At 73.1% G+C, this 20,462-nt stretch carries 15 protein-coding genes; 6 read left to right on the forward strand and 9 right to left on the reverse strand.

The features are described 5' to 3' along the window. The first annotated feature begins 55 nt into the window (after nt 1–55). Nucleotides 56–652 (forward strand): TetR/AcrR family transcriptional regulator, encoded by a 597-nt coding sequence (locus GCE86_RS03120; protein ID WP_154225499.1) that lies wholly within the window; start codon nt 56–58, stop codon nt 650–652. A gap of 75 nt (nt 653–727) precedes the next feature. On the opposite strand, the gene GCE86_RS03125 is transcribed toward GCE86_RS03120, so the two are convergent. The 3 genes from GCE86_RS03125 to GCE86_RS03135 all read right to left on the reverse strand — a co-directional run bounded on the left by GCE86_RS03125 (nt 728) and on the right by GCE86_RS03135 (nt 4,673). Further along, nucleotides 728–3,208: a M14 family metallopeptidase gene (locus tag GCE86_RS03125; protein ID WP_154225500.1), complete on the reverse strand. Its 2,481-nt coding sequence runs from the start codon at nt 3,206–3,208 to the stop codon at nt 728–730. A 249-nt stretch (nt 3,209–3,457) separates the two neighbouring features. Continuing rightward, the gene (locus GCE86_RS03130) at nt 3,458–4,180 is read right to left on the reverse strand and encodes a hypothetical protein (RefSeq protein ID WP_154225501.1); all 723 of its coding nucleotides are present in this window, start codon (nt 4,178–4,180) and stop codon (nt 3,458–3,460) included. Beyond that, nucleotides 4,173–4,673: an RNA polymerase sigma factor gene (locus GCE86_RS03135; RefSeq protein ID WP_154225502.1), complete on the reverse strand. Its 501-nt coding sequence runs from the start codon at nt 4,671–4,673 to the stop codon at nt 4,173–4,175. Before GCE86_RS03135 ends, GCE86_RS03130 begins: the two co-directional genes overlap by 8 nt. A 223-nt stretch (nt 4,674–4,896) precedes the next feature. Here GCE86_RS03135 and GCE86_RS03140 point away from each other — a divergent pair, with 223 nt between their 5' ends. Both GCE86_RS03140 and GCE86_RS03145 read left to right on the forward strand, forming a co-directional pair. Then, entirely contained in the window at nt 4,897–8,091 is a 3,195-nt protein-coding gene (locus GCE86_RS03140; protein WP_163636976.1) for a S8 family peptidase, read from the forward strand. 136 nt (nt 8,092–8,227) lie between these two features. Continuing rightward, nucleotides 8,228–9,172, forward strand: coding sequence for an acyltransferase domain-containing protein (locus GCE86_RS03145; protein ID WP_154225504.1), 945 nt, complete (start codon nt 8,228–8,230; stop codon nt 9,170–9,172). Here GCE86_RS03145 and GCE86_RS03150 read toward each other — a convergent pair. From GCE86_RS03150 to GCE86_RS03165, 4 genes are all read right to left on the reverse strand, one after another. Beyond that, entirely contained in the window at nt 9,169–10,722 is a 1,554-nt protein-coding gene (locus GCE86_RS03150) for a GH25 family lysozyme (RefSeq protein WP_154225505.1), read from the reverse strand. The two genes, GCE86_RS03145 and GCE86_RS03150, sit on opposite strands and share 4 nt — an antisense overlap. Nucleotides 10,723–10,840: 118 nt before the next feature. Next, the gene (locus GCE86_RS03155; RefSeq protein ID WP_154225506.1) at nt 10,841–12,376 is read right to left on the reverse strand and encodes a serine/threonine-protein kinase; all 1,536 of its coding nucleotides are present in this window, start codon (nt 12,374–12,376) and stop codon (nt 10,841–10,843) included. A gap of 109 nt (nt 12,377–12,485) precedes the next feature. Next, complete coding sequence (locus tag GCE86_RS03160) at nt 12,486–12,923, reverse strand: hypothetical protein (RefSeq protein WP_154225507.1); 438 nt, start codon at nt 12,921–12,923, stop codon at nt 12,486–12,488. Between the two features lie 87 nt (nt 12,924–13,010). Further along, entirely contained in the window at nt 13,011–14,969 is a 1,959-nt protein-coding gene (locus GCE86_RS03165; protein WP_204343305.1) for a potassium transporter Kup, read from the reverse strand. 93 nt (nt 14,970–15,062) lie between these two features. Here GCE86_RS03165 and GCE86_RS03170 point away from each other — a divergent pair, with 93 nt between their 5' ends. Further along, a complete protein-coding gene (locus tag GCE86_RS03170) occupies nt 15,063–16,361 on the forward strand; it encodes an alpha/beta fold hydrolase (RefSeq protein ID WP_154225509.1) in 1,299 nt (432 codons plus the stop codon). 11 nt (nt 16,362–16,372) lie between these two features. Here the strand turns inward: GCE86_RS03170 and GCE86_RS03175 are convergent, their stop codons facing one another. After that, complete coding sequence (locus tag GCE86_RS03175) at nt 16,373–17,203, reverse strand: PIG-L family deacetylase (RefSeq protein ID WP_154225510.1); 831 nt, start codon at nt 17,201–17,203, stop codon at nt 16,373–16,375. A 75-nt stretch (nt 17,204–17,278) separates the two neighbouring features. Between GCE86_RS03175 and GCE86_RS03180 the strand changes: the two genes are divergently transcribed. Continuing rightward, complete coding sequence (locus GCE86_RS03180; protein WP_154225511.1) at nt 17,279–17,992, forward strand: hypothetical protein; 714 nt, start codon at nt 17,279–17,281, stop codon at nt 17,990–17,992. Between the two features lie 5 nt (nt 17,993–17,997). On the opposite strand, the gene GCE86_RS03185 is transcribed toward GCE86_RS03180, so the two are convergent. Continuing rightward, complete coding sequence (locus GCE86_RS03185; protein ID WP_154225512.1) at nt 17,998–19,293, reverse strand: MFS transporter; 1,296 nt, start codon at nt 19,291–19,293, stop codon at nt 17,998–18,000. Nucleotides 19,294–19,503: 210 nt separating this feature from the next. Here GCE86_RS03185 and GCE86_RS03190 point away from each other — a divergent pair, with 210 nt between their 5' ends. Then, a complete protein-coding gene (locus GCE86_RS03190) occupies nt 19,504–20,373 on the forward strand; it encodes an aminoglycoside phosphotransferase family protein (protein ID WP_154225513.1) in 870 nt (289 codons plus the stop codon). Nucleotides 20,374–20,462: the final 89 nt, after the last annotated feature.

Consider the following 20,462-nt stretch of genomic DNA (forward strand, 5'->3'; position numbering starts at 1 on the left):
AAACGATACGGAACAGCGTTCCGCTTACCAACTCGTGTGACGGAGGCAACACCACGTGGCCGACCTCGACGGCGCGGCGGAGAAGTCCGCCTCGCGCAAGCGTGCCGACGCCCGTCGCAACGAGCAGACCCTGCTCGACGCGGCCGCCGCGGCCTTCCTCGCCTCCGGGGTCGATGCGCCGGTACGCGACATCGCGGCCAGGGCGGGTGTCGGTGTCGGGACGATCTATCGCCACTTCCCGACGCGGGCCGATCTTGTCGTCGCCGTCTACCGGCACCAGGTCGAGGCCTGTGCCGAGGCCGGGCCGGCCCTGCTGGCGGGCAGCGACAGCCCGTACGCCGCCCTGGCTCGATGGATCGACCTGTTCGTCGACTTCCTGGTCACCAAGCACGGCCTGGCCGAGGCGTTGCAGTCCGACGATGCGGCCTTCCAGTCCCTGCACGCCTACTTCCTCGACCGCCTCGTCCCGGTGTGCACCCGCCTGCTCGAGGCCGCCGCGGCGGCGGGCGAGATCCGCCCCGAGGTGCACGCCTACGAACTGATGCGCGGCGTCGGCAACCTCTGCATCGGTGCGGGCCGCGACCCGCGCTATGACGCCCGCCGCCTGGTCGGACTCCTCATCGCCGGGCTGCGTCCGGCCCGGGAGCAATGACCACGAGTTCCCTCGGAGCCCGGCCAGCGCCTCGTCAGCGGGCACGGAGCCCGCTGACGAGGCGCTGACCGTGCGCTACTGCTGGGCGATCGTGATCGTCGCCGTGCGGTAGTTGTTGCGGCTGTCGTTCTTGGACGGGTCGTAGTTCTGCTCGATGTTGCCGGCGCTGTCGACCGAGAACCAGCGGAAGGTGGTCGTCTCGGTCACGTGGAACACCTGCCCCGGCTCGCGGAACTCGGTCGCCGCGTAGCGGGGCGACTCGAGGGTGGGCCGGCTGCCGTCCGTCGTGTAGTAGATGGTGGCCGGCTCGCTCGTCTCGAAGCGCACGTCGACAGACCCGCTGTACTTCCCGCCGCCGGGAACGAGCTGGGACGTCGGCTTCTGGTGGTCCTTGCCCCAGTCCGCGGCGACCCGGAACATCTCCATGATGCCGTTGGCGTACTCCATCGTCTCGGAGTGGCCGCTGACCAGGTCCGGGTCGCCCACCCACGCCGGCTGGAACGAACCGCCCTGCCAGTTGCCGGTGGCCGGGTTGTAGACCGAGCCGCCGACCTCCCAGCCGAAGGCGTAGATCCCGTAGTTGTAGTAGAGGTCCTCGCGCACGTTGCCGGCGGAGGAGTAGAGGACGTCCGACGAGCCGCCGACGTTCTCCGGGGTCACGACGGTCTGCCGGTGCGCCTTCACCTGCGACAGGATCCGGGCGGCCGACTGCCAGTAGAACGCCTCGTCACCCAGCGGCGGACGCGGCGTGGTGATCCGGCCGTCCGCGATGTAGGCGCCCGGCTGCCAGAACAGCTGGCCGCCGTTGGAGTGCACGGACATCATGAACTTGATGTTCCGGTACTTCTCGACCAGCCAGATGATGTTCTTCGACTCCGGCTCGGACAGCTTCTCCGGGCCCTGGTACGTGTCGCTGACGCAGCTGAACGACCCGCCCGAGTAGCCGTCGTGAGCCGACCCGACCCGGTAGTTCCGGTTCAGGTCGACGCCCCAGGAGTTGCGCCGGGCCGGATCCGCGTTGTCGTCCGGGCAGTGGTTCGTCATGTTCCGGCGCTGCGAGGCGAAGTTGTAGAAGCTGTAGTTCGCCCCGTCGGGGTTGTTGGACAGGATGAAGAAGATGTCGGTGTTGTCGACGATCCTCCGGGTCTCCCGGTCCGACGTGTAGTTGTGCACCAGACGCTCGGCCGACTCCAGGCTGGTCGTGGCGGGCACCCATTCGCGGGCGTGGTCCTGCGCCTGGATCAGCACGCCCGGGTTCCGGCCGTCGCGGTGCTTGCCGATCCGCAGGACGGGGATCGTGGCCGGGCCGCGCGGTACCTCGCCCTCCGGGGCGCCGACGCGCTTCTGGTCGAGGAAGTCGGTCAGTGCGACCGGCCCGGAGGTCGCCGCGACGATGCCGGTACCCGCGTTGGTCCGGTACGGGTGCGCCCGGTCGACCAGGCCCTGGGACTGGCTCTCCAGTGCCGCCGCCACCTGCGCGGCCGTGCTCGCCGCCGCGCCGGAGGCGTTCTTCGCGAGGAGGACGCGGATCGCCTTGCCCGCGACCTCGACGGCGAGCGGGAGGTTCGCCCCCGGCCGGTCCACGAACTCGACGGTGATGTCGTTGCCGCCCTCGTGGCCCCAGGCGGCCGAGCTGACGACGACCGCGCTCTGCCCGGTGCCGCCGATCGTGGCCTGCGCCTTCCGCTGGTAGCCGTTCGTCTTGTTCGGCAGGTAGACGATCTCGGCGATGTCCGGGTACTGGCGGGCGATCTCCTCGGCGCGGCCGAAGAGCTGCTGCGGGTGCCGGTAGCCGTCGACGAAGTCCCACTTGTAGGCGGGGTTCGCCGTCAGCGGCGGCGCGCCGTCCTCGAGCCAGTTCGAGACGTAGCCGGTGGCGACGCCTCCCGTCGAGCTCGTGACCCGGATCTGGCTCGGGCGGGCGTCGAGCTTGAACAGGTTCCGGTGGAACATGTACTGCCCGGAGTCGACGAACCGGCTCATGGTCCGGGCGGAGCCGAACGGGGTGCCCGCGCCCGAGTCGTTCTCGAGCTGCATCCCGACGACCGGGTTCGTCTGCGCCCCTTGGGTGGTCCGCGCCTCGACGTAGAGGAAGCCCTGGCCCTTCGTCGTGAACCAGTCGGCACGGGCGATCCGTACCGTCTCCTCGTGCGCGAGCGGCTGGACGGCCGTGGTGCGAAGGGTCTGGAGGCCGCCGTCGGCCTCCTCGCTCCAGGCGAAGCCCTCGCCGTCGCCGAGGATCTCGACACCCAGCGCCTTGAGTTCGGTGACCTGTTCGGCGGTCGCCACGGCCTCGCCCTCGATGCCCGTCGGCACCCGCTGCAGACCGTGTTCGAGGTCGAAGCCGGCGGCGGTCACCTTGTCCAGCATGTCGGCGCCGGTCAGCTTGATGCGGACGAGGCGTGCGGCCTCCGGAACCTCGAGGCTCGATCGTCCCGGGCCGGCCGCGGCCGCCGGCCCGGCCGGATCCGCACCCGCGGGCCCGGTCGCCATGAGGACGCTTCCCACCAGGGTGGGCAGCGCGAACAGCGCGATGCGTCGTCGTGTACGGCGCATTCTCCCCTCCTTCTGCTTGCGACGTGCGGTTGACGCGGTGGACGGCCAGGCTGCGGGTCGGGCCGTCCATCCGCGACGGTCACGCCGGGCTCGCGCAGGGTCGGCCCGTGCACGGCGGTGGTCGCCGCCGTGACGGGGTCGGGGAGGACCGTGAGAGAGCCGGGTTGCGACGAGCGTAGGCAGGTTCGTCGCCGGCAGGGATTGGCCGAGCTGGATTTGAGGTTGACTTGAGGCGGCGTGGCCGCCGCGCTACCGCCCCGCGGTTGCGGGACCCCGGTCCTCGAACTCGTACGTGGTGGTCAGGCCCTCCGGCAGGTCGGGGACCAGGGCGTTGGTGCCGTCCACCACCTGGACGTAGCGCTTGCCCTGGAAGATCGAGTAGGTCCCGTCGGCGACCTTCTCGATCGTGAAGAGCTGGGCCGGGGTGGCCGGCTCGCACGCCCGGCCGCGGACACTGCCCGGGGCGGCGTCATGCACGACGGTCATGCAGACCCGGGCGCTGCCGTCCGGCTTCGCGAGCGTGATCCGGAACCGGTCACCCTCGGGGCGCAGCACCCACAGCGCCCGGTCGTCGATGCCCCGCTCGGTGGTGGCACGAACCCGGTCGTCGTCCCGGCCGGTCGCCAGGGTGGCCGAACCCAGGCCGGGAACCCGGATCAGGACCTGCCGCCGGCCGCCCAGGATCTCCAGGGGCCCCGCCGAGGGGGTCACGGACGGGACGGCGGATGGCGTGGACGGCGTGACCCGGCTCGCCGGGCCGACACCGGGATCCGGCGGTACGACGTGGTCCCGGGCCGGGAGCAGGGCGGTTCCTGCGGTCACGGCCACGACGGCGAGTCCCACGCCGGTGACGGCCACCCGGCGCCGCCGGCGCTGCTCGCTGCGCCGGCGCAGGGCCTGCGGCCCGGGCAGCGTGGCGACGCGCCGGACGCCGTCGGCGATCGCCGCGAAGTCGTCGCGTGGATCAGCCATGGGAGGCCCCCTCGTGGTGCGTGTCGGTCAGCATCCCGGCCATCGCCCTCCGTCCGCGGGCGAGGTACGCCTTCACGGTGCCGACGGGCACCTGCATCTCCGCGGCGACGTCGGCGACGCTGAGATCGTTGAGGTGATGCAGCACGACGGCGCGGCGCTGGTTGGGGCTCAGCCGCTGCAGTGCCTGGAGCAGGGCGACGTGGTCCTCGCTGAGCCCGGGCACACTCTGGTCGACGGCGGCCCGGTGGTGCGCGCGGACCCGGTTGAGGGTCTTGCGCCAGCTGCTCACCGCGATCCGCGAGGCGACCCGGCGGACCCAGGCCTCGGGGCTGTCCGCCTCCCGCACGGTCCGCCACCGCTGCCAGGCCCTCATGAAAGCCTCGGCCACGGCGTCCTCGGCCTCGCCGCGATTGCCGGTCAGCACATAGACGTGACCCACCACCCGCCCCGCGCAGGCCGTGTAGAAGGCATCGAACTCCTCGGCGTCACCCATCTGACCTGCGCTACCTCCCTCCGGCGCCTCGTACCGCGGTCACCGGCGCATGGAACCCGGGCGCGAGATCCGGCTTCGCCGGCAGGTCCAGGTTTGTGAGCGGCGTCACACCCACGGAGATCAACCGGCCGAGCCGGCCAGGCGTCATCGTGCCGTCCCGGGAGAGGCCCGTGGCGGAGAGGACGACGTGCGACGACGGCAACGACGCGCTCTGGCAGCGGGAGTGCTCGCCACCGCGCTCGCCGCGGCGGGCCTGACGGCCCACCCGGCGGCAGCGCAGGAGAGGCCGGCGGCGCCGGTCACCGGCAGGCCCGGCACCTTCACGCTGATCACGGGGGACCGGGTGTCGCTGGGCGCGGACGGCCGACCCGAGATCCAGCGGGCGCCCGGGCGGGCCGGAGTGCGGTTCGTCAGCAGCCGGGAAGGGGGCCACCGGTACGTCATCCCGGTGGACGCCGTGCCGCTGCTGCACGACGGCCGACTCGACCGGCGGCTGTTCGACCTCACCACGCTCGGCGAGTACGGCTACGACGACCGGGCGGCCGAACTGCCGCTGCTGGTGGCGTACCCGGAGAACGCCGCGGCGCCGGCGCGGTCCGCCGCCGTCCGGGGCGCCGCGCGGGTGCACGCGGACCTTCCCGCCGCCCACGCGCTGGCCGTGCGGGCGGACCGGAACGGCCGGGCCGAGCTGTGGTCCTCCCTCACCCGCGGCACCACGTCGGAACGCACCCTCGCCCCCGGTGTCACCCGGGTCTGGCTGGACGGCAAGCGCCGGGTCTCCCTGGACCGCAGCGTGCCGCAGATCGGCGCACCGACCGCCTGGCAGGCCGGCTTCGACGGCACCGGGGTGACCGTCGGTGTGCTGGACACCGGGATCGACGCCGGCCACCCCGACTTCGCCGGGCACCTCGCCGCGGTCCGGGACTTCACCGGCGGCGACGACCCCACCGACACCATCGGTCACGGCACCCACGTGGCGTCGACCATCGTGGGCAGCGGCGCCGCCTCCGGCGGCCGGTACCGGGGCGTGGCGCCGGGCGCGAAGCTCGTCGTCGGCAAGGTCTGCGCCACCAACGAGTGCCTGGACTCGGACGTCATCGCCGGCATGGAGTGGGCCGCCGCGCAGGCCCGCGTGGTCAACCTGAGCCTGGGCGACACCGACCGGCCGGGCCTCGACCCGCTGGAGACCGCGGTCCAGGACCTGAGCCACCGGTACGGCACCCTCTTCGTGGTCGCCGCCGGCAACGAGGGCAAGCCGAAGTCGGTCATGACGCCGGCCTCCGCGGACGACGCCCTCGCCGTGGCCGCCGTCGACGCGGACGACCAGCGCGCCTACTTCTCCGCCCGGGGGCCGCGCGTCGGCGACAACCACATCAAGCCCGAGATCAGCGCACCGGGCGTGGACATCGTGGCCGCCGCCCCCGGCGGCGGCTACGCCACCATGTCGGGCACGTCGATGGCGACCCCGCACGTGGCGGGCTCGGCCGCGATCCTCGCCGGACAGCACCCCGACTGGTCCGGCCCACAGCTCAAGGCCGCCCTCATGGACTCGGCCAAGCCGGCCGGCGAGGACAGCCTCTACGAGCAGGGCGCGGGCCGGCTGGACATCGGCCGCGCGGTCAGCCAGCCGGTCGCCGCCGAGGTCGCCGCGATCGACTTCCCGGTCCAGCGCTGGCCCCACGCCGACGACACCCCCGTCGCCCAGGTCGTCGGCTACCGCAACACGGGCACCGCGCCGGTCACGCTGACGCTCGGCGTCGCCCCGGCGCCGGCCGGCATGGTCACCGTCAGCCCGTCCACCCTGGTGGTTCCGCCCGGTGGCCGCGCCCAGGCGACGATCACCGTGGACACCCGGGTGGACGCGCCCGACGGGCTCTACCAGGGCGCGCTGACCGCCACCGGCGCCGGCGACCTGCGGGTACGGACGCCGTTCGCGCTCAACCGGGAGATCGAGAGCTACGACGTCCGGCTCGACCACACCGGCCGCGGCGGCCGGCCGGCCACCGAGTACACCACCGTGGCGGCGAACCTGGCGACGGGCGAGTTCAGCACCCTGGACGGGCAACCGGGCGGCGGCGTCCTGCGGCTGCCCAAGGGCCGGTACGCGCTGTACAGCACCATCCACGAGGGCGCCGCGTCGACCCTGCTCGCGCAGCCCGTCCTCGACGTGCACGGCCCGGTCACCGAGGCCCTCGACGCCCGCACGGCCCGCCCGGTCTCGCTGACCCTGCCCGACCGGGATGCCGCACCGATCTCGATCAACGTGAGCGCGAACTGGAACGACGGCTTCCGCTACCCGGGGGTGCAACTCGACGGCGAGTCGTTCGAGGAGGTCTTCTTCGGCCGGATCGGCCCGGTCGTGACGGCCCCCGAGTTCACCGCGACGCTGGGCGTCGGGCTCGCCCGTCCCGGCCCCGACCGGAGCTTCCGGAACAGCCCGTACACCTACGACCTCGCGTACGTCCGCCAGGGCGACATGTTCACCGGCCTCGCCCGGACCCTGTCCCCGAAGAACCTCGCCACCGTCAAGGCGACCTACCGGAGCCAGTCGACCACCGCCTCCGCCGTCCGCTTCCACCGCGCGGCGTCGCCCGGCGGTGCGGGGCCCATCGGTTCGCGCACGTCGTTCGACCTGCCGTTCCGCGCCACCGAGTACTACAACACCGACGGCGGCATCGTCTGGACGTCCACGTTCGTCGAGGGCGACAACCTCACCACACAGGAATCGACCTTCCAGCCGGGCCGGACGTACACCCAGACCTGGAACGCGGCGCCCTTCGGTCCCACGGTGGGCGGCGCCCCGGCCCTGGCGCCACTGGGGTACGCGGGCCGCGACGGCGACACCATCTCGATCGCGTCGCCGCCGCTGTTCGGTGACGCGGCCGGGCGCCCCGCGAGCCGCGACGACCTGCCGGTCCGCCTCCGGCTGTTCCGTGACGGCACGGAGATCGCCACGGCGGACAGCGCGTACGCGGACTTCCCGGTGCCGCCCGGCAAGGCCAGCTACCGCCTGGAGGCGACCGTCACCCGCGGCGCACCGGACACCCTGTCGACGGCGGTCTCGGTGGCCTGGACCTTCACCTCCGCGCACACGTCGAAGCCGGAGCGGCTGCCCCTGACGACGGCCCGGCCGACACCCACGCTCGACGACACCAACACGGCGCGGGCCGGCACGACGACGACCCTCCCCGTGGCGCTCGACCGGCAGGCGGGCTCCACCGCCGGGCCCGGCCGGCTGCTCGCGGTCTCCGCCTCGTTCGACGACGGCAGGACGTGGGTCGCGTTGCGGGTGCACGGGGACAGCGCCCTCATCCGGCACCCGCGGCAGCCCGACTTCGTCTCGCTGCGGCTGACCGCCGCCGACGGCGCCGGCAACACCGTGACCCAGACGATCCTGCGGGCCTACCGGATCGCCTGACTCCCGCCGAATCCGGGGCGGCGGCTGGGTGCCGCCGCCCCGGGCCGCGCCGCTCGCCGTGCCGCCCGGCGTGGGCGGGGGGCTCGACCACCGCGGGGCTGTTGCGGCCACCCCACCGGTGGGTACGGTCGTCCGCGTGGATCTGGACGACACCGCCGCCCGGCTCGGGGTACCCGTCGAAGAGGTCGAGCGCGTGCACCGGCTCGCCGGTGACCGGCCCTCGGCTCCGCTGCCGGCCAAGGGCGACGCCCCCGCGATCCTGGACCGGCTCGCGGTACGCCCGGACGACGCCGCCGAGATCATGGCGGGCTGGCCCGACCCCGACTCCGCACTGTGGACTCCGGAGCTGCGCTGGCTGCTCGACCGCTCGACCGCCCTGGTCCGCGCCGATCTCGGGGGCCACGGCTGGCTGCCGCCCGGTCCGGCGCTGCCCCGCGAACGGGGCCTCGCCTGGCGGCACCTCTACGTGTACGCGTACCTGGCCCTGGTGGACGTCGTCCGGGCGTACCACCGTGACCACGGCATCGGCGACGCCGTGTCGTGGGCGACCCTCGCGGACCTGGGCCGCAACCTCGCGGTCGACCGGCGGATGCGGGGTGAGGGCTGGCCGGTCATGCAGAGCTGGCTGACGCTGCACGCGCGCGGCGGCCTCTACGAGCTGGGCCGGGTGCAGCACCAGCGCGGCGACGCCACCATCGACCTGCACATTCCCGACGCCGGGCCGCTGACCCCGGAGGCGGTCGCGGCGTCGCTCGACGAGGCCCGCGAGTTCTTCCCACGCCACTTTCCCGACGAGCACTACACGGCGTTCTCCTGCGGTTCGTGGCTGCTCGACCCGCAGCTGCGGGAGTACCTGCCCGAGGACTCCAACATCATCCGGTTCCAGCGGAGGTTCGAGCTGGAGCCCTACGAGGAGCCGGACGGGCTGGACGGCGACGTCGAGGTGCTGCGGTTCGTGTTCCGCACCCTGACCACGCCGCTCGACCAGCTGCCGCGCGGCACCGTGCTCCAACGCGCCGTCGTCGACCACCTGAAGGCCGGCCGCCACTGGCAGTGGCGCCGCGGCCGCTTCCCGATCTAGCCGGTCATCGGGACGAACCTCTCCCAGCCGCCGTTGCTGGCCCGGTTGGCGATCAGCGGCTGGGTGCCGGCGCCTTCCGCGGTGACGTACCGGTTGTTCGCGTTGGCCAGCAGGCTGATCGTGCCGTCGGTGTTGGTGACGATGCGGAACTTCTCCCAGGCTCCCACGGCGGTGCGGTTGGCGATCAGTGGCGAGGTGCCCGCGTTCTCCGCGGTGACGTACCGGCCGTTGACCCGGGCGCGGAACGCCACGAACCCGCCTCCCGCGTCGATCTGGTCGAACTGCTCCCAGGCGCCGGCGGCGGTCCGGTTCGCGATCAGGGCCGATGCGCCGGAGTTCTCCGCGGTCACGTAACGAAGGTTCACGGTGGCGAGCAGCTGGATCGGGGCCGGCGGCGGGACGGCGCGGAACTTCTCCCAGGGGCCGACGGCGGTGCGGTTGGCGATCAGCGGCTGGGTGCCGGCGCGTTCCGCGGTGACGTACCGGTTGTTCGCGTTGGCCAGCAGGCTGATCGTGCCGTCGGTGTTGGTGACGATGCGGAACTTCTCCCAGGCTCCCACGGCGGTGCGGTTGGCGATCAGTGGCGAGGTGCCCGCGTTCTCCGCGGTGACGTACCGGCCGTTGACCCGGGCGCGGAACGCCACGAACCCGCCTCCCGCGTCGATCTGGTCGAACTGCTCCCAGGGGCCGACGGTGGTCCGGTTCGCGATCAGGGCCGAGGTGCCGGAGTTCGCCGCGGTCACGTAACGGTTGTTGACGGTCGCGAGGAGGCTGGTCGCGGGGCCGCCGAGCAGCCGGGCCAGGGCCGCGTGGTCGCCCCTGAAGACGTCCAGGTCGGCCGAGGAGTAGTCGGAGCCGGGGATGGCGGTGCCCGCCGCGTGCTGCCACATGGTGAAGGACGCCCAGCCGGCCGGCAGCGGCGGTGGGTTCTGCGAGTAGTTGGCGATGAACAGCGGGTTCGCCGCGAAGCTCTGGCTGCCGCCCGTGCAGGGATTCCACCAGTTCGTGTTCGTGTAGATCATGGCCGGCCGGCCGGTGCGCACCGCGATCTCGGTGACGAAGTCCCGGATCCAGGCCACCAGTTGGGCCGGTGTCATGTTGTAGCAGTCGTTCACACCCCAGTCGGCCCGGGGCCACTCGATGTCCAGCATCGGCGGAAGGGTGCGCCCGTCGGCGACGTACGGGGCGAAGCCGAGCAGGACGTCCGCCTGCTGCCTGCCACTGCTCAGGTCGGGGCGGGCCCGGTGGTACGCCCCGGTGTACAGGCCGTTGGCCCGGGCGCCGGCACGGTTGGTGGCGTAGTAGGGATCCGGATTGTTGTGCGGCACGACCCGGCCGTCCTGCTCGCTGGCCCGGATGTAGGCGAACGCCGCGCCGCCCCGGGCCGTCGCGGCCCAGTCGAACGACGGCCCCTGGAAGTAGGACACGTCCACGCCGGTGATCGGGTATCCACTCGGGGTCGGCAGTGCCCGGGCCGGCGAGGCGCCCCCGGCCAGCCCCACGAACCCCAACGCCGCACCCAGCAGCACAGCAAGACCTCTGCGTACCATGGCTCGCCTCCAGACACCGGCCAGGGCGCTACGCCGCGTCCGTACCAAGCGTAAGCGCGTCCCGGACGCACAGGCCTGGGCCGCATGTCCATAGCTGCAGGTGGTGGGACTTCCGTACCTAGTCGGCGTCCTTCCTGCCGTTGCCCTTCTTGCCGCCCTTGCCCTTCCCGCCGTCGTCCTTTCCGGAGCGCGGGGCGGGCTGGCTCGTCTGCCCGGCGACGGCGAACGAGCTGCGGCACGGGGTGTCGTTCACCCGGAACTGGCCGGGCAGGGACGTGGCCTCCCGGTAGGTCACCGCCAGGGTGGCGGTGACGGTCCCCCGGGGCGGCAGGTCCCCGATGCTCGCCTGCACCGAGGCGCCGCTCTGCCGCCACGTGCCGGGCGAACCCTGCACGAGGCGCTGCCGGTCGGGGAGGCTGAACGCCAGCCGCGCCCCGCCGATCGGCACCGTCCCGGTGTTGGTGACGGTGACCCGGCTGGAGGACCGGCCGTCCGCGACCCGGTCGAGGGCGTAGCGGACGCTGCACTCCGGCTGGCGTTGACCGATGCCCATGACGGCGGCCGGGGGCCCCGCCTGGGCGCGAGGGTGCTCCTCGGGCGACCCGCGGGCCGACAGCAGGGCGGCCGCGCTGCCGGCCAGCAGCGTCACGGCGACCGCGCCGGCCACGGCCACCCGCCTCGGTGGCGAGAGCCGCCGCCAGCCCGCGACCGGCACGGCGACGAGCGGCGAGGCGGCGAGGCCGGCGGCCACCGGGGCGAGGGACGGCGACCACAGACGGGTGGGCATGGGCTCGGTGCCGTCCGCGGAGCCGGGGAGCAGGAGGGTCGTGGGCGGCACCCCGGCGGCGGTACCGAGGACGGAAGCCGCCTCGGCGGCCGGCGGACGCTCGGCGGGATCCTTGGCCAGGCAGCGCCGGCACAGGTCGCCGACCGCCGCGGGCAGGCCGGCGAGGTCCGGCAACGTGGCCGGTTCCCGGTAGCGGTGGGCGGCGAGCATCTGGGTGGTCGTGGAGGCCTGCCACGGCAGCCGGCCGGCCAGGGCCCGGTAGAGCAGCAGCCCGAGCGCGTACACGTCGGTGGAGGGCTGCACGAGACCTCGTTCCAGCCGCTCCGGCGCCAGGTACGCGGGTGTGCCCAGCAGCCCTTCGGACAGCCCGTCCGGGTCGCCCGAGGCCGCCGAGATGCCGAAGTCGACCAGTTTCACCCCGGCCCCCGCCACCATCACGTTGCCGGGTTTGACGTCGCGGTGCACGATCCCGCGGCGGTGGGCGGCGGCCAGCGCCGCGGCGACCTGGGCACAGACCAGCGCGGCCACCCGCCAGGGCAGCGGACCGCCGCTGAGCAGCTGAGCCAGCGAGCGCCCCTCGACGACCTCCATGACCACGTACGGCACCGGCGGGCCGTCGCCGTTGGCGGCCTCGCCGTAGTCGTACACCTCGACGACGTTCGGGTGGCGCAGCCGCGCGGCGGACCGGGCCTCGGCGCGGATCCGGTGCAGCAACTGCGGGTCGGCCGCCAGCTCGGGGGAGAGCAGCTTCACCGCCACGTCGCGCCCGAGCACCTCGTCGTGGGCACGCCAGATCACCGACATACCGCCCGCGCCCAGCCGGTCCAGCAGCCGGTAGCGATCGTCCAGCATCGACCCGGCGTCCATGAACTGAACGTGCCCAGGCCGGCGGCGGGGAAAACACCGCCGGCCGGCCGCCCGCTGCGGCGAGCCGGCGTCCGCCCTACCGTGACGGCGCCATGGGCCCGCAGGAGTGCTAGTCGCTACCGGCCGAGAGGAACGGGGCCAGGTAGCCGATCACGGGTCCGCCCGGCTCGCCGTACGCGAGGATGACGTCCGGGCTGCCGCCGGTTGGCGGAGCCCCCTCAGCCGACGTCACGAGGACGTTCACCCGCAGTACGCCACGGTCGCTCTCCGTCGCCAGTCCGCTCGTGATGACCACCACGGTCGAACCGTTCCCGCCCGGATCCGGCGCCGGGTCGCCGGCGACCGGCAGGTCCGCCGATGTGGTCAGGCAGCGGGTGGCCCGGCCACGGGCGTGCAGCGCCTGCGCCAGGTGGTCGACCACGGCGAGCCGGGAGGCCGCGCAGGCCACCGTGACCCGTAGCCCCTTGCCGACCGACGCGGCGACGATCGCATCGGCGACGGCCGCCAGTGCCGCCCGCTCGCGGGCGATCGCAGCAAGCTCGGGCACGACATGTCCTTCGGCCGGTAGGGACATCACCTGCTACAGGCGTGCACGGGTTTCCTGCCGTTACATCCGTCGACCGAACCCGGCCGGTCAGACCGCGACCTCGGCGCTGAGGACGATGGTGCGTTCCTCGGGCAGGTGGAGGAACTCGGTGTGGCTGGCGGCGTTGTGCGCGAGGGCGATGAACAGGCGCTTGCGCCAGACGGCCAGGCCGGGCTGGCGGGTGCAGCGCAGCGTGATCCGCGAGACGAAGTAGGAGACCTGGCCCAGGTCGAGGTTGACGTGCCGGGCGTGCGGGTGGGCGGCCGCGCGGCGGAGGACCTCGGGGAAGTCGGTGGGGTCCTGGAAGCCGAAGAGGGCGTCGATGTGGATGATGCCGTCGTTCGGGTCGCCGAGGTCGTCGATGGTGAGGCGCTTGTCCCAGGGCAGGTGCGGGACGTTGGCCGTGCGGCCCGTGATGATGACGATCTTCTCGTGCCGGACGTGGTAGTGCGCGACGTTCGCGCGCAGCGCCAGCGGCGTCGTCTCCTTGTTGGGATGGGGGAACACCGCGGTGCCCGGCACCCACGGGATGTTCGTGGCGTGCAGGTTCTCGATGAACTCGGCGAGCGGTCCTTCCCGTTCGATCCGCCGGGCGGTGACCAGTTCGGCTCCGCGGCGCCAGGTCAGCAGGACCGTGAACAGGATGATCGCGATGAGCAGCGTCAGCCAGCCGCCGTGGGTGACCTTGGCCAGGTTCGCCGTGAAGAAGGTCAGCTCGATGCTGCCGAACACCACCCCGAACACCACCAGCCGCCAGGTCGGCCAGCGCCAGCGCGCTCGTGCGACGACCAGGAACAGGGTCGTGGTAATCATGAAGGTGCCGGTGACCGCGACCCCGTAGGCGGCGGCGAGGTTCGTGGACGAGCGGAACGCGAACACCACCACGAGGACCGCCACGAACAGGCCCCAGTTCACGCCCGGGGCGTAGATCTGCCCGTACTGGCGGTGGGAGGTCTGCCGGATCCGCAGGTGCGGCAGGAAGCCCAGGCGCATGGCCTCCCGGGACACCGAGAACGCTCCGGAGATCACCGACTGGGACGCGATCACGGTGGCCACGGTGGCGAGGACGACCATGGGCAGCTGCGCCCAGCCCGGCACCAGCAGGAAGAACGGGTTGTTCCGGCTCTCCGGCGACCGGAGGATCAGTGCGCCCTGGCCGAGGTAGTTCAGGGTCAGCGCGGGGAAGACGACCCCGAACCAGGCCCTGCGGATCGGGGCGCGACCGAAGTGCCCCATGTCGGCGTAGAGCGCCTCGGCGCCGGTGATCGACAGCACCACGGCGCCCATGGCGATGAACGCGATGACCGGGTGCTCGACCACGAACAGGGCCGCGTACGTCGGTGACAGCCCGGCCAGGACGCCCGGGTGACGGATCACCTCGGCCGCGCCCGCGACGCCCAGGCAGGTGAACCACAGCAGCATGATGGGCCCGAACACGGCACCGACCCGTCCGGTGCCCCAGCGCTGGATGGCGAACAGCAGGGTGAGGATCACCGCCGACGCCGGCAGCACAACCACCTGCCACGCCGGGGAGATCACCTCCAGCCCCTCCACCGCCGACAGCACCGAGATCGCCGGGGTGATCACGCTGTCGCCGTAGAAGAGGGCCGCTCCGAGGGCCCCGAGCGCCAGCACCGTGGCGGCGCGCCGTTCACTGACCTTGAGCAGCGCCCTCCGGGCGAGGGCGGCCAGGGCCATCACCCCGCCCTCGCCGTCGTTGTCGGCCCGCAGGATGAAGATGACGTACTTGACCGACACGATCAGGATGATCGACCAGAAGACCCACGAGATCACCCCGTACACGTCGGGGGCGTCCGGTGTGAGGTTGCGGTCGAGGGTGAACACCGTCTTCAACGCGTACAGGGGGCTCGTGCCGATGTCGCCGTAGACCACCCCAAGGGCGCCCAGCAACAGGCCGAGCCCGGCCGCGGGGCGACCCGGCCGCGACGTCCGGGACGGCTCGTCGTCACCGGCCCCCGTCTGCTCGTCGCCCCCGCGTTCCGTCACCCCATAGGCATACCAACTCCGCGCCGTCTCCACGCCGGACCTGCGAACCTTGGTCCTGGCCGCCCTCCACCACCTCGTTCGGGAAGGGAACCCGTGCCGACCTACCGTCATCCGGGCACCGTCATCACCGACCACCGCTTCCGGGTACCGCTCGACCACGCGGACCCGGCCGGCGAGCGGATCGAGGTGTACGCCCGCGAGGTCGTGGCCGCCGGCCGGGAGCGGGAGTCCCTGCCCTGGCTGCTGTTCCTCCAGGGTGGGCCGGGCGGCCGGTCACCCCGCCCGGTGGGCCGCGACGGCTGGCTGGACCGGGCGTTGGACGACTACCGGGTGCTGCTCCTGGACCAGCGCGGCACCGGCCGCTCCACGCCCGCCGACCGGCACACCCTGCCATTGCGGGGCGACGCGCCCGCCCAGGCCGGATACCTGGCGCACTTCCGGGCCGACTCGATCGTCCGGGACTGCGAGCTGATCCGCCGGGAACTGCTCGGCGAGGCCGGGCGCTGGAGCCTCCTGGGCCAGAGCTACGGCGGCTTCTGCACCCTCACCTACCTGTCGTACGCGCCCGAGGGGGTCCGCGAGGCCTTCGTGACCGGGGGCCTCCCGGGCCTGCGCAGCACGCCCGAGGCCGTCTACCGGGCCGCCTACCCCCGGGTGCAACGCAAGGTCGAGGGGCACTACGCCCGCTACCCCGAGGACGCCGACACCGTCCGCGCCGTCGTGCGGCACCTGCGGGAGCAGGACGTACGGCTGCCCGGGGGTGGGCGGTTGACCGCCGAGGCGTTCCAGGCACTCGGCATCATGCTGGGCACCGGCAGCGGGTCCCACACGCTGCACTACCTGCTCGAGGACAGCGCCCGATCGGGGGCGTCCGGGTTCTCCGACCACTTCCTCGCCCAGGTCGAGAGCCACCTGTCGTTCGCCGCCCGCCCGCTCTACGCCGTCCTGCACGAGTCGATCTACGGCCAGCGGTCGGTGTCGCCGCACGGCACCGGATGGGCCGCCCAGTCGGTGCGCGCCGAGTTCCCCCAGTTCGACGCCGACCGTGCCGACGACGCCCCGGTGCTGCTGACCGGCGAGATGATCTATCCGTGGATGTTCGCCACCGACCCGGCGCTGGCCCCGCTGGCCGAGGTGGCGGACCTGCTCGCCCGGCGGGAGGACTGGCCCGACCTCTACGACCCGGGCCGACTGGCGCGCAACGACGTCCCGGTGGCCGCGGCCGTCTACCACGACGACATGTACGTCGACACCGACGACTCGCTCGCCACGGCCCGCTCGGTGCGCGGCCTGCGTACCTGGGTCACGAACGAGTACGAGCACGACGGCCTCCGGGTCAGCGAGGGTCACGTCCTCGACCGGCTGATCCGGATGGTCCGCGGGGAGCTGTGAGACCCCGGCGCTCAGCGCAGGCCGGCGAACAGGTCGTCCTCGCGCTCCGGCGCGCCGGTGGTGTCGCGGACCCGGACGAAGGTCTCGACGCCCATCAGCTCGGTGAACCGCTCCTGCCCCAGTTGCAGGAAGAAGATGTTCTCGGCCTGGCTGGCGTGCGCGGCCAGCGACTCGAACTTCTGCGCGCCGTAGGCGCTGGTGTCCACCCAGGTGGTGATCTCGTCGTCGGGCAGGCCGAGCTCGGGCATCTCGTCCGACGGCCCGTCCGGCTCGGGGAACTCGACGCCGATCTCCTTCATGACGCGGCCGAACTCCTGGAATGCGCTGCGCGGCACGGTGGTCCAGTAGACCTTCGCGGGGATGCCGGTCTGCTCGACGGCGGCCATGGTGATGCGGTGCGCCTGGATGTGGTCCGGGTGGCCGTAGAAGCCGTTCTCGTCGTAGGTGACGACGACGTCGGGCCGGTAGCGCCGGATCAGCTCGGCCAGCCGGTCGGCCGCCTCCGCCACGGGCGTGTTCCAGAACGCGTGGGGCAGGTCGTTGGTGGCCCAGCCCATCATCCCGGAGTCGGCGTAGTCGAGCGTCTCGAGGTGCGTGACCTTCAACGCCTCGCAGCTGGCCATCAGCTCGGCCCGGCGCATCGCCACCACGGACTGCGGATCGTGCCCCGGGTCGCCCGGCTTGACCCCTCCGGGCCCGTCGCCGCACCCCCCGTCGGTGCAGGTCACGAGCACCGTCGTGACCCCCTCCGCGGCATAGCGGGCGAGGATGCCGCCGGTGCTCGTCGCCTCGTCGTCGGGGTGCGCGTGCACCGCCATCAGGGTCAGGGATCGGTCAGCCACCCCATCACCATACGAGGTACATCCGACGCACTAGCATTGCCGCGGTCCGGGACGGCTCTGCTGAAACGAGGCGACATGCGTTGGCTCCAGCGGTTGCTGGGTGGCGGACGGGTCCAGCTCGATCCGGAGCGGCAGCAGGCGCTGCTGCGGGAGGCCCGGCACCGCTACGGCCCCCGAGCGCGGATCCGGTTCCCCGACCAGGTCGAGGCGCTCACGCGGGAGCTGGACGGCGACGACGGCCTGGTGGTGGCGGCCCGGATCGTGATCGAGGCCGCCGACGAGGCCCACGCGGACCTGCTGGCCCAGGCCCAGGAGGTGCACCGGCGGACGGGCCGCCGGCTCCTGGTGCACCGCCGGAACTACCGGCCGCTGTGGAAGGAGGCCGGCCCGGCCCTGCGGTGGCCGCTGTTCGCACTGCCGGGTGGCTTTCACCCGTACGCGCAGGTGGCCGCCGCCGTCACGGTGGTCGGCAGCCGGGCGGACCGGCTCGACCGGGTGACCGACCCGAACCCGCTCCTGACCCGCGTGCTCGAGCTGCTCGACCTCACCACCGCCGGCTGGGAGTACGGGCGGGTGCGGGTGGACACCGACGCCGCCGCCCTGGCCGCCCGGCTCATCTCGACCGCCGGGCGGGTCCTCGCGACCATGGCGGACCCACCCCGGCTGCCACCCGGGGTGCGGGAGCTGATGCGCCGCAACAACACCGTCGACGTGCACGACCCGACCGGCCCGCGGGTGGTGGGCGGCATCAACCTGGGGGCCAGCATGCGGGAGACGCTGCTGGCCTGAGGCGGTCAGTTGTCCCCGGCGCCGGTCCCGGCTCCCTGCGGAACGCCCGCCCGTGGTCGTGCGGCGGCTGGTGCCGGCTCGAGGTCGGTCCCGGGCGTGTGTTCCGGGTTGCGGGGCAGCAGCAGCGGGCTGGCGAGGATCAGGAGCCCGGCGACCACGATGGCGGTGCGGGGGCTGGTGGCGCTGGCGAGCAGCCCGCCGAGCGCGCTGAGGACGGCGATGCCGGCGTTGCTGCTGATCGACCAGGCTGACAGCGTACGGGCGACGCGGTCCTTCGGGGTGTGTTCGAGCCGGTAGGTGGCGAGCACCGGGTTGTACAGGCTCATGCTCGTGATGATCGCGAGCTCGACGGCGATCACCGTGACGAGCCCGGCGACGCCGGGCTGGACGAAGGCGAGGCCGATGAGCCAGACCGCGCGCAGCGTGCCGACGGTGCGGAGGATGCGGTGCCGGCCGTACCGCGCCACGACACGGCGGGCCAGGCGCGAGCCGATCAGCCCGCCGAGGCAGGGTGCGGCGAAGGCGAGGCCGTACTGCCAGGGCGCAAACCCGAGCTCGTCGAGCAGGAGCACGGCCAGCAGCGGCTCGGTGGCCATGATGAGCCCGCTGACGAGCAGCTGGTTGAGGTAGAGCGGCCGCAGGCCGGGGTGGGTCAGCAGGTGGCGCCAGCCGTCGAGCAGCTCGCCGGCGCGGACCCGGCGCGGGTCGGTGCGCCGCGGGCGTTCCTCCCGGCCTCGGATCGCCGTGAGGCCCAGCGCGGAGAGCAGGTAGCTGAGCGCGTCGGCCACCACGGTGGTCACCGGTCCGAACAGGCCGATGGCCGCGCCGCCCAGCGGCGGCCCGACGGCGATGGAACTCCACGTGGTCGACTCGAACCTCGCGTTGGCCACGAGCAGGTCGTCCGGCCGGACGAGGGCCTTGAGGTAGGCACCGCTGGCCGCCTGGAAGGTGATCTTGGCGGCGGCGACGACGGCCGTGACGACCAGCAACTGGACGAAGCTGAGCCGGCCGACGGCGTAGGCGACCGGGATCGACAGCATGGCCGCGAAACGGGCCAGGTCCATCGCGATCATGACCGGTCGCTTGCGGCGGAACTCCACCCACGGCCCGAGCGGCAACGCGATCAGGGCGCCCATCGCCGGTCCCACGGCCGACAGTGCGGAGACCTGGGCGGGGCTCGCGTGCAACACCAGCAGGGCGATCAGCGGGATCGCGCCGAACCCCAGCGCCGAGCCGTAGGCGCTGACCGCGTAGGCCGCCCAGAGCCAGCCGAACTGCCGGCCCAACGATCGTCTGGCCATGCTCCGCACCCCCCGCCGCGGACCACTGCGGCGGTCCTCGGTGATCGAAGCAGGGCCGAGCGGGTGAGACAAACCGATCCGGCGGCGCGTCACGGCCGGGATGGATCTCCCGCTGAGAACCTACCGCGCTGCCGGCGAAATCCCGGGGACATGCGCGAGGCGTCCGGCTAGCCTCCCCGCAGCACCGGCGAACGGGGGAGGCTCGGCCACGTGCACAGGGACGAGGTACGCACGGACACCGCCCTGGTCCGGCGCCTGGTCGCGGGGCAGTTTCCGCAGTGGGCGGACCGGACGGTCACGCCGGTGCCCTCCGGCGGTACGAGCAATGCGATCTACCGGCTCGGCGACGAACTCGCGATCCGGCTGCCCCGGATCCCGGACGCGGTCGACCAGGTCGTCTTCGAGCACGAGTGGCTGCCCGTCCTGGCGAGGCACCTGCCGGTGGCGGTGCCGCAGCCGTGCGCCGTCGGCCGGCCGGCCGACGGGTATCCGTGGCCGTGGGCGGTCTACCGGTGGGTCGACGGCGGCCACCCGACCGGGGGCAACACCGATCCGCGCGGCTTCGCCGCCGACCTCGGCGCGGCGGTCGCCGGCCTCCGTCGTGCGGACACCACCGGTGCCCGTGCCGGCTACCGCAGCGGTCCGCTGAGCGGCCGTGACGCATATCTGCGGGAGTGGACCGAGGCCGCCCGCGGCCTCGTCGACACCGACGCCGTCCTGGCCGTCTGGGAGGACGCGCTCGCCGCGCCGGCCTGGGAGGGCCCGCCCGTCTGGACCCACGGTGACCTGCTGGCGGGCAACGTGCTGGTCCGGGACGGCCGCCTCTGCGCGTTGATCGACTTCGGCGCGGCGGGCGTCGGCGACCCGGCCTGCGACGCGATGGCGGCGTGGACCCTCCTCGACTCCGGCTCGCGCGAGATCTTCCGCGAGACGGCCGGGTTCGACGACGCGACCTGGGCGCGCGGCAAGGGCTGGGCGCTGACCTTCATCAGCGCGCTGACCTACTACCGCGAAACGAACCCCACGATGTACGCCGTCGCCGAGCGGGCCGTGGGAGCCGTCCTCTCCGACCGCAGCTGACCGCGGCGGTCCGCCCAATACTCGGCTGCGCGTGACGAGGGCTCGCCATAGTCTGCCGGTCGAACCGGCAGCACCCGGTCGGTGGATCG

The sequence above is a fragment of the Micromonospora terminaliae genome (genome assembly GCF_009671205.1).
Lineage (GTDB): Bacteria > Actinomycetota > Actinomycetes > Mycobacteriales > Micromonosporaceae > Micromonospora > Micromonospora terminaliae.

Coding starts and splice junctions, on each gene's coding strand:
- GCE86_RS03155 (WP_154225506.1), bottom strand. CDS start 12,376: ATGGACGCCGGGTCGATGCTGGACGATCGCTACCGGCTGCTGGACCGG.
- GCE86_RS03185 (WP_154225512.1), bottom strand. CDS start 19,293: ATGGCCAGACGATCGTTGGGCCGGCAGTTCGGCTGGCTCTGGGCGGCC.
- GCE86_RS03130 (WP_154225501.1), bottom strand. CDS start 4,180: ATGGCTGATCCACGCGACGACTTCGCGGCGATCGCCGACGGCGTCCGG.
- GCE86_RS03180 (WP_154225511.1), top strand. CDS start 17,279: ATGCGTTGGCTCCAGCGGTTGCTGGGTGGCGGACGGGTCCAGCTCGAT.
- GCE86_RS03150 (WP_154225505.1), bottom strand. CDS start 10,722: ATGGTACGCAGAGGTCTTGCTGTGCTGCTGGGTGCGGCGTTGGGGTTC.
- GCE86_RS03125 (WP_154225500.1), bottom strand. CDS start 3,208: ATGCGCCGTACACGACGACGCATCGCGCTGTTCGCGCTGCCCACCCTG.
- GCE86_RS03135 (WP_154225502.1), bottom strand. CDS start 4,673: ATGGGTGACGCCGAGGAGTTCGATGCCTTCTACACGGCCTGCGCGGGG.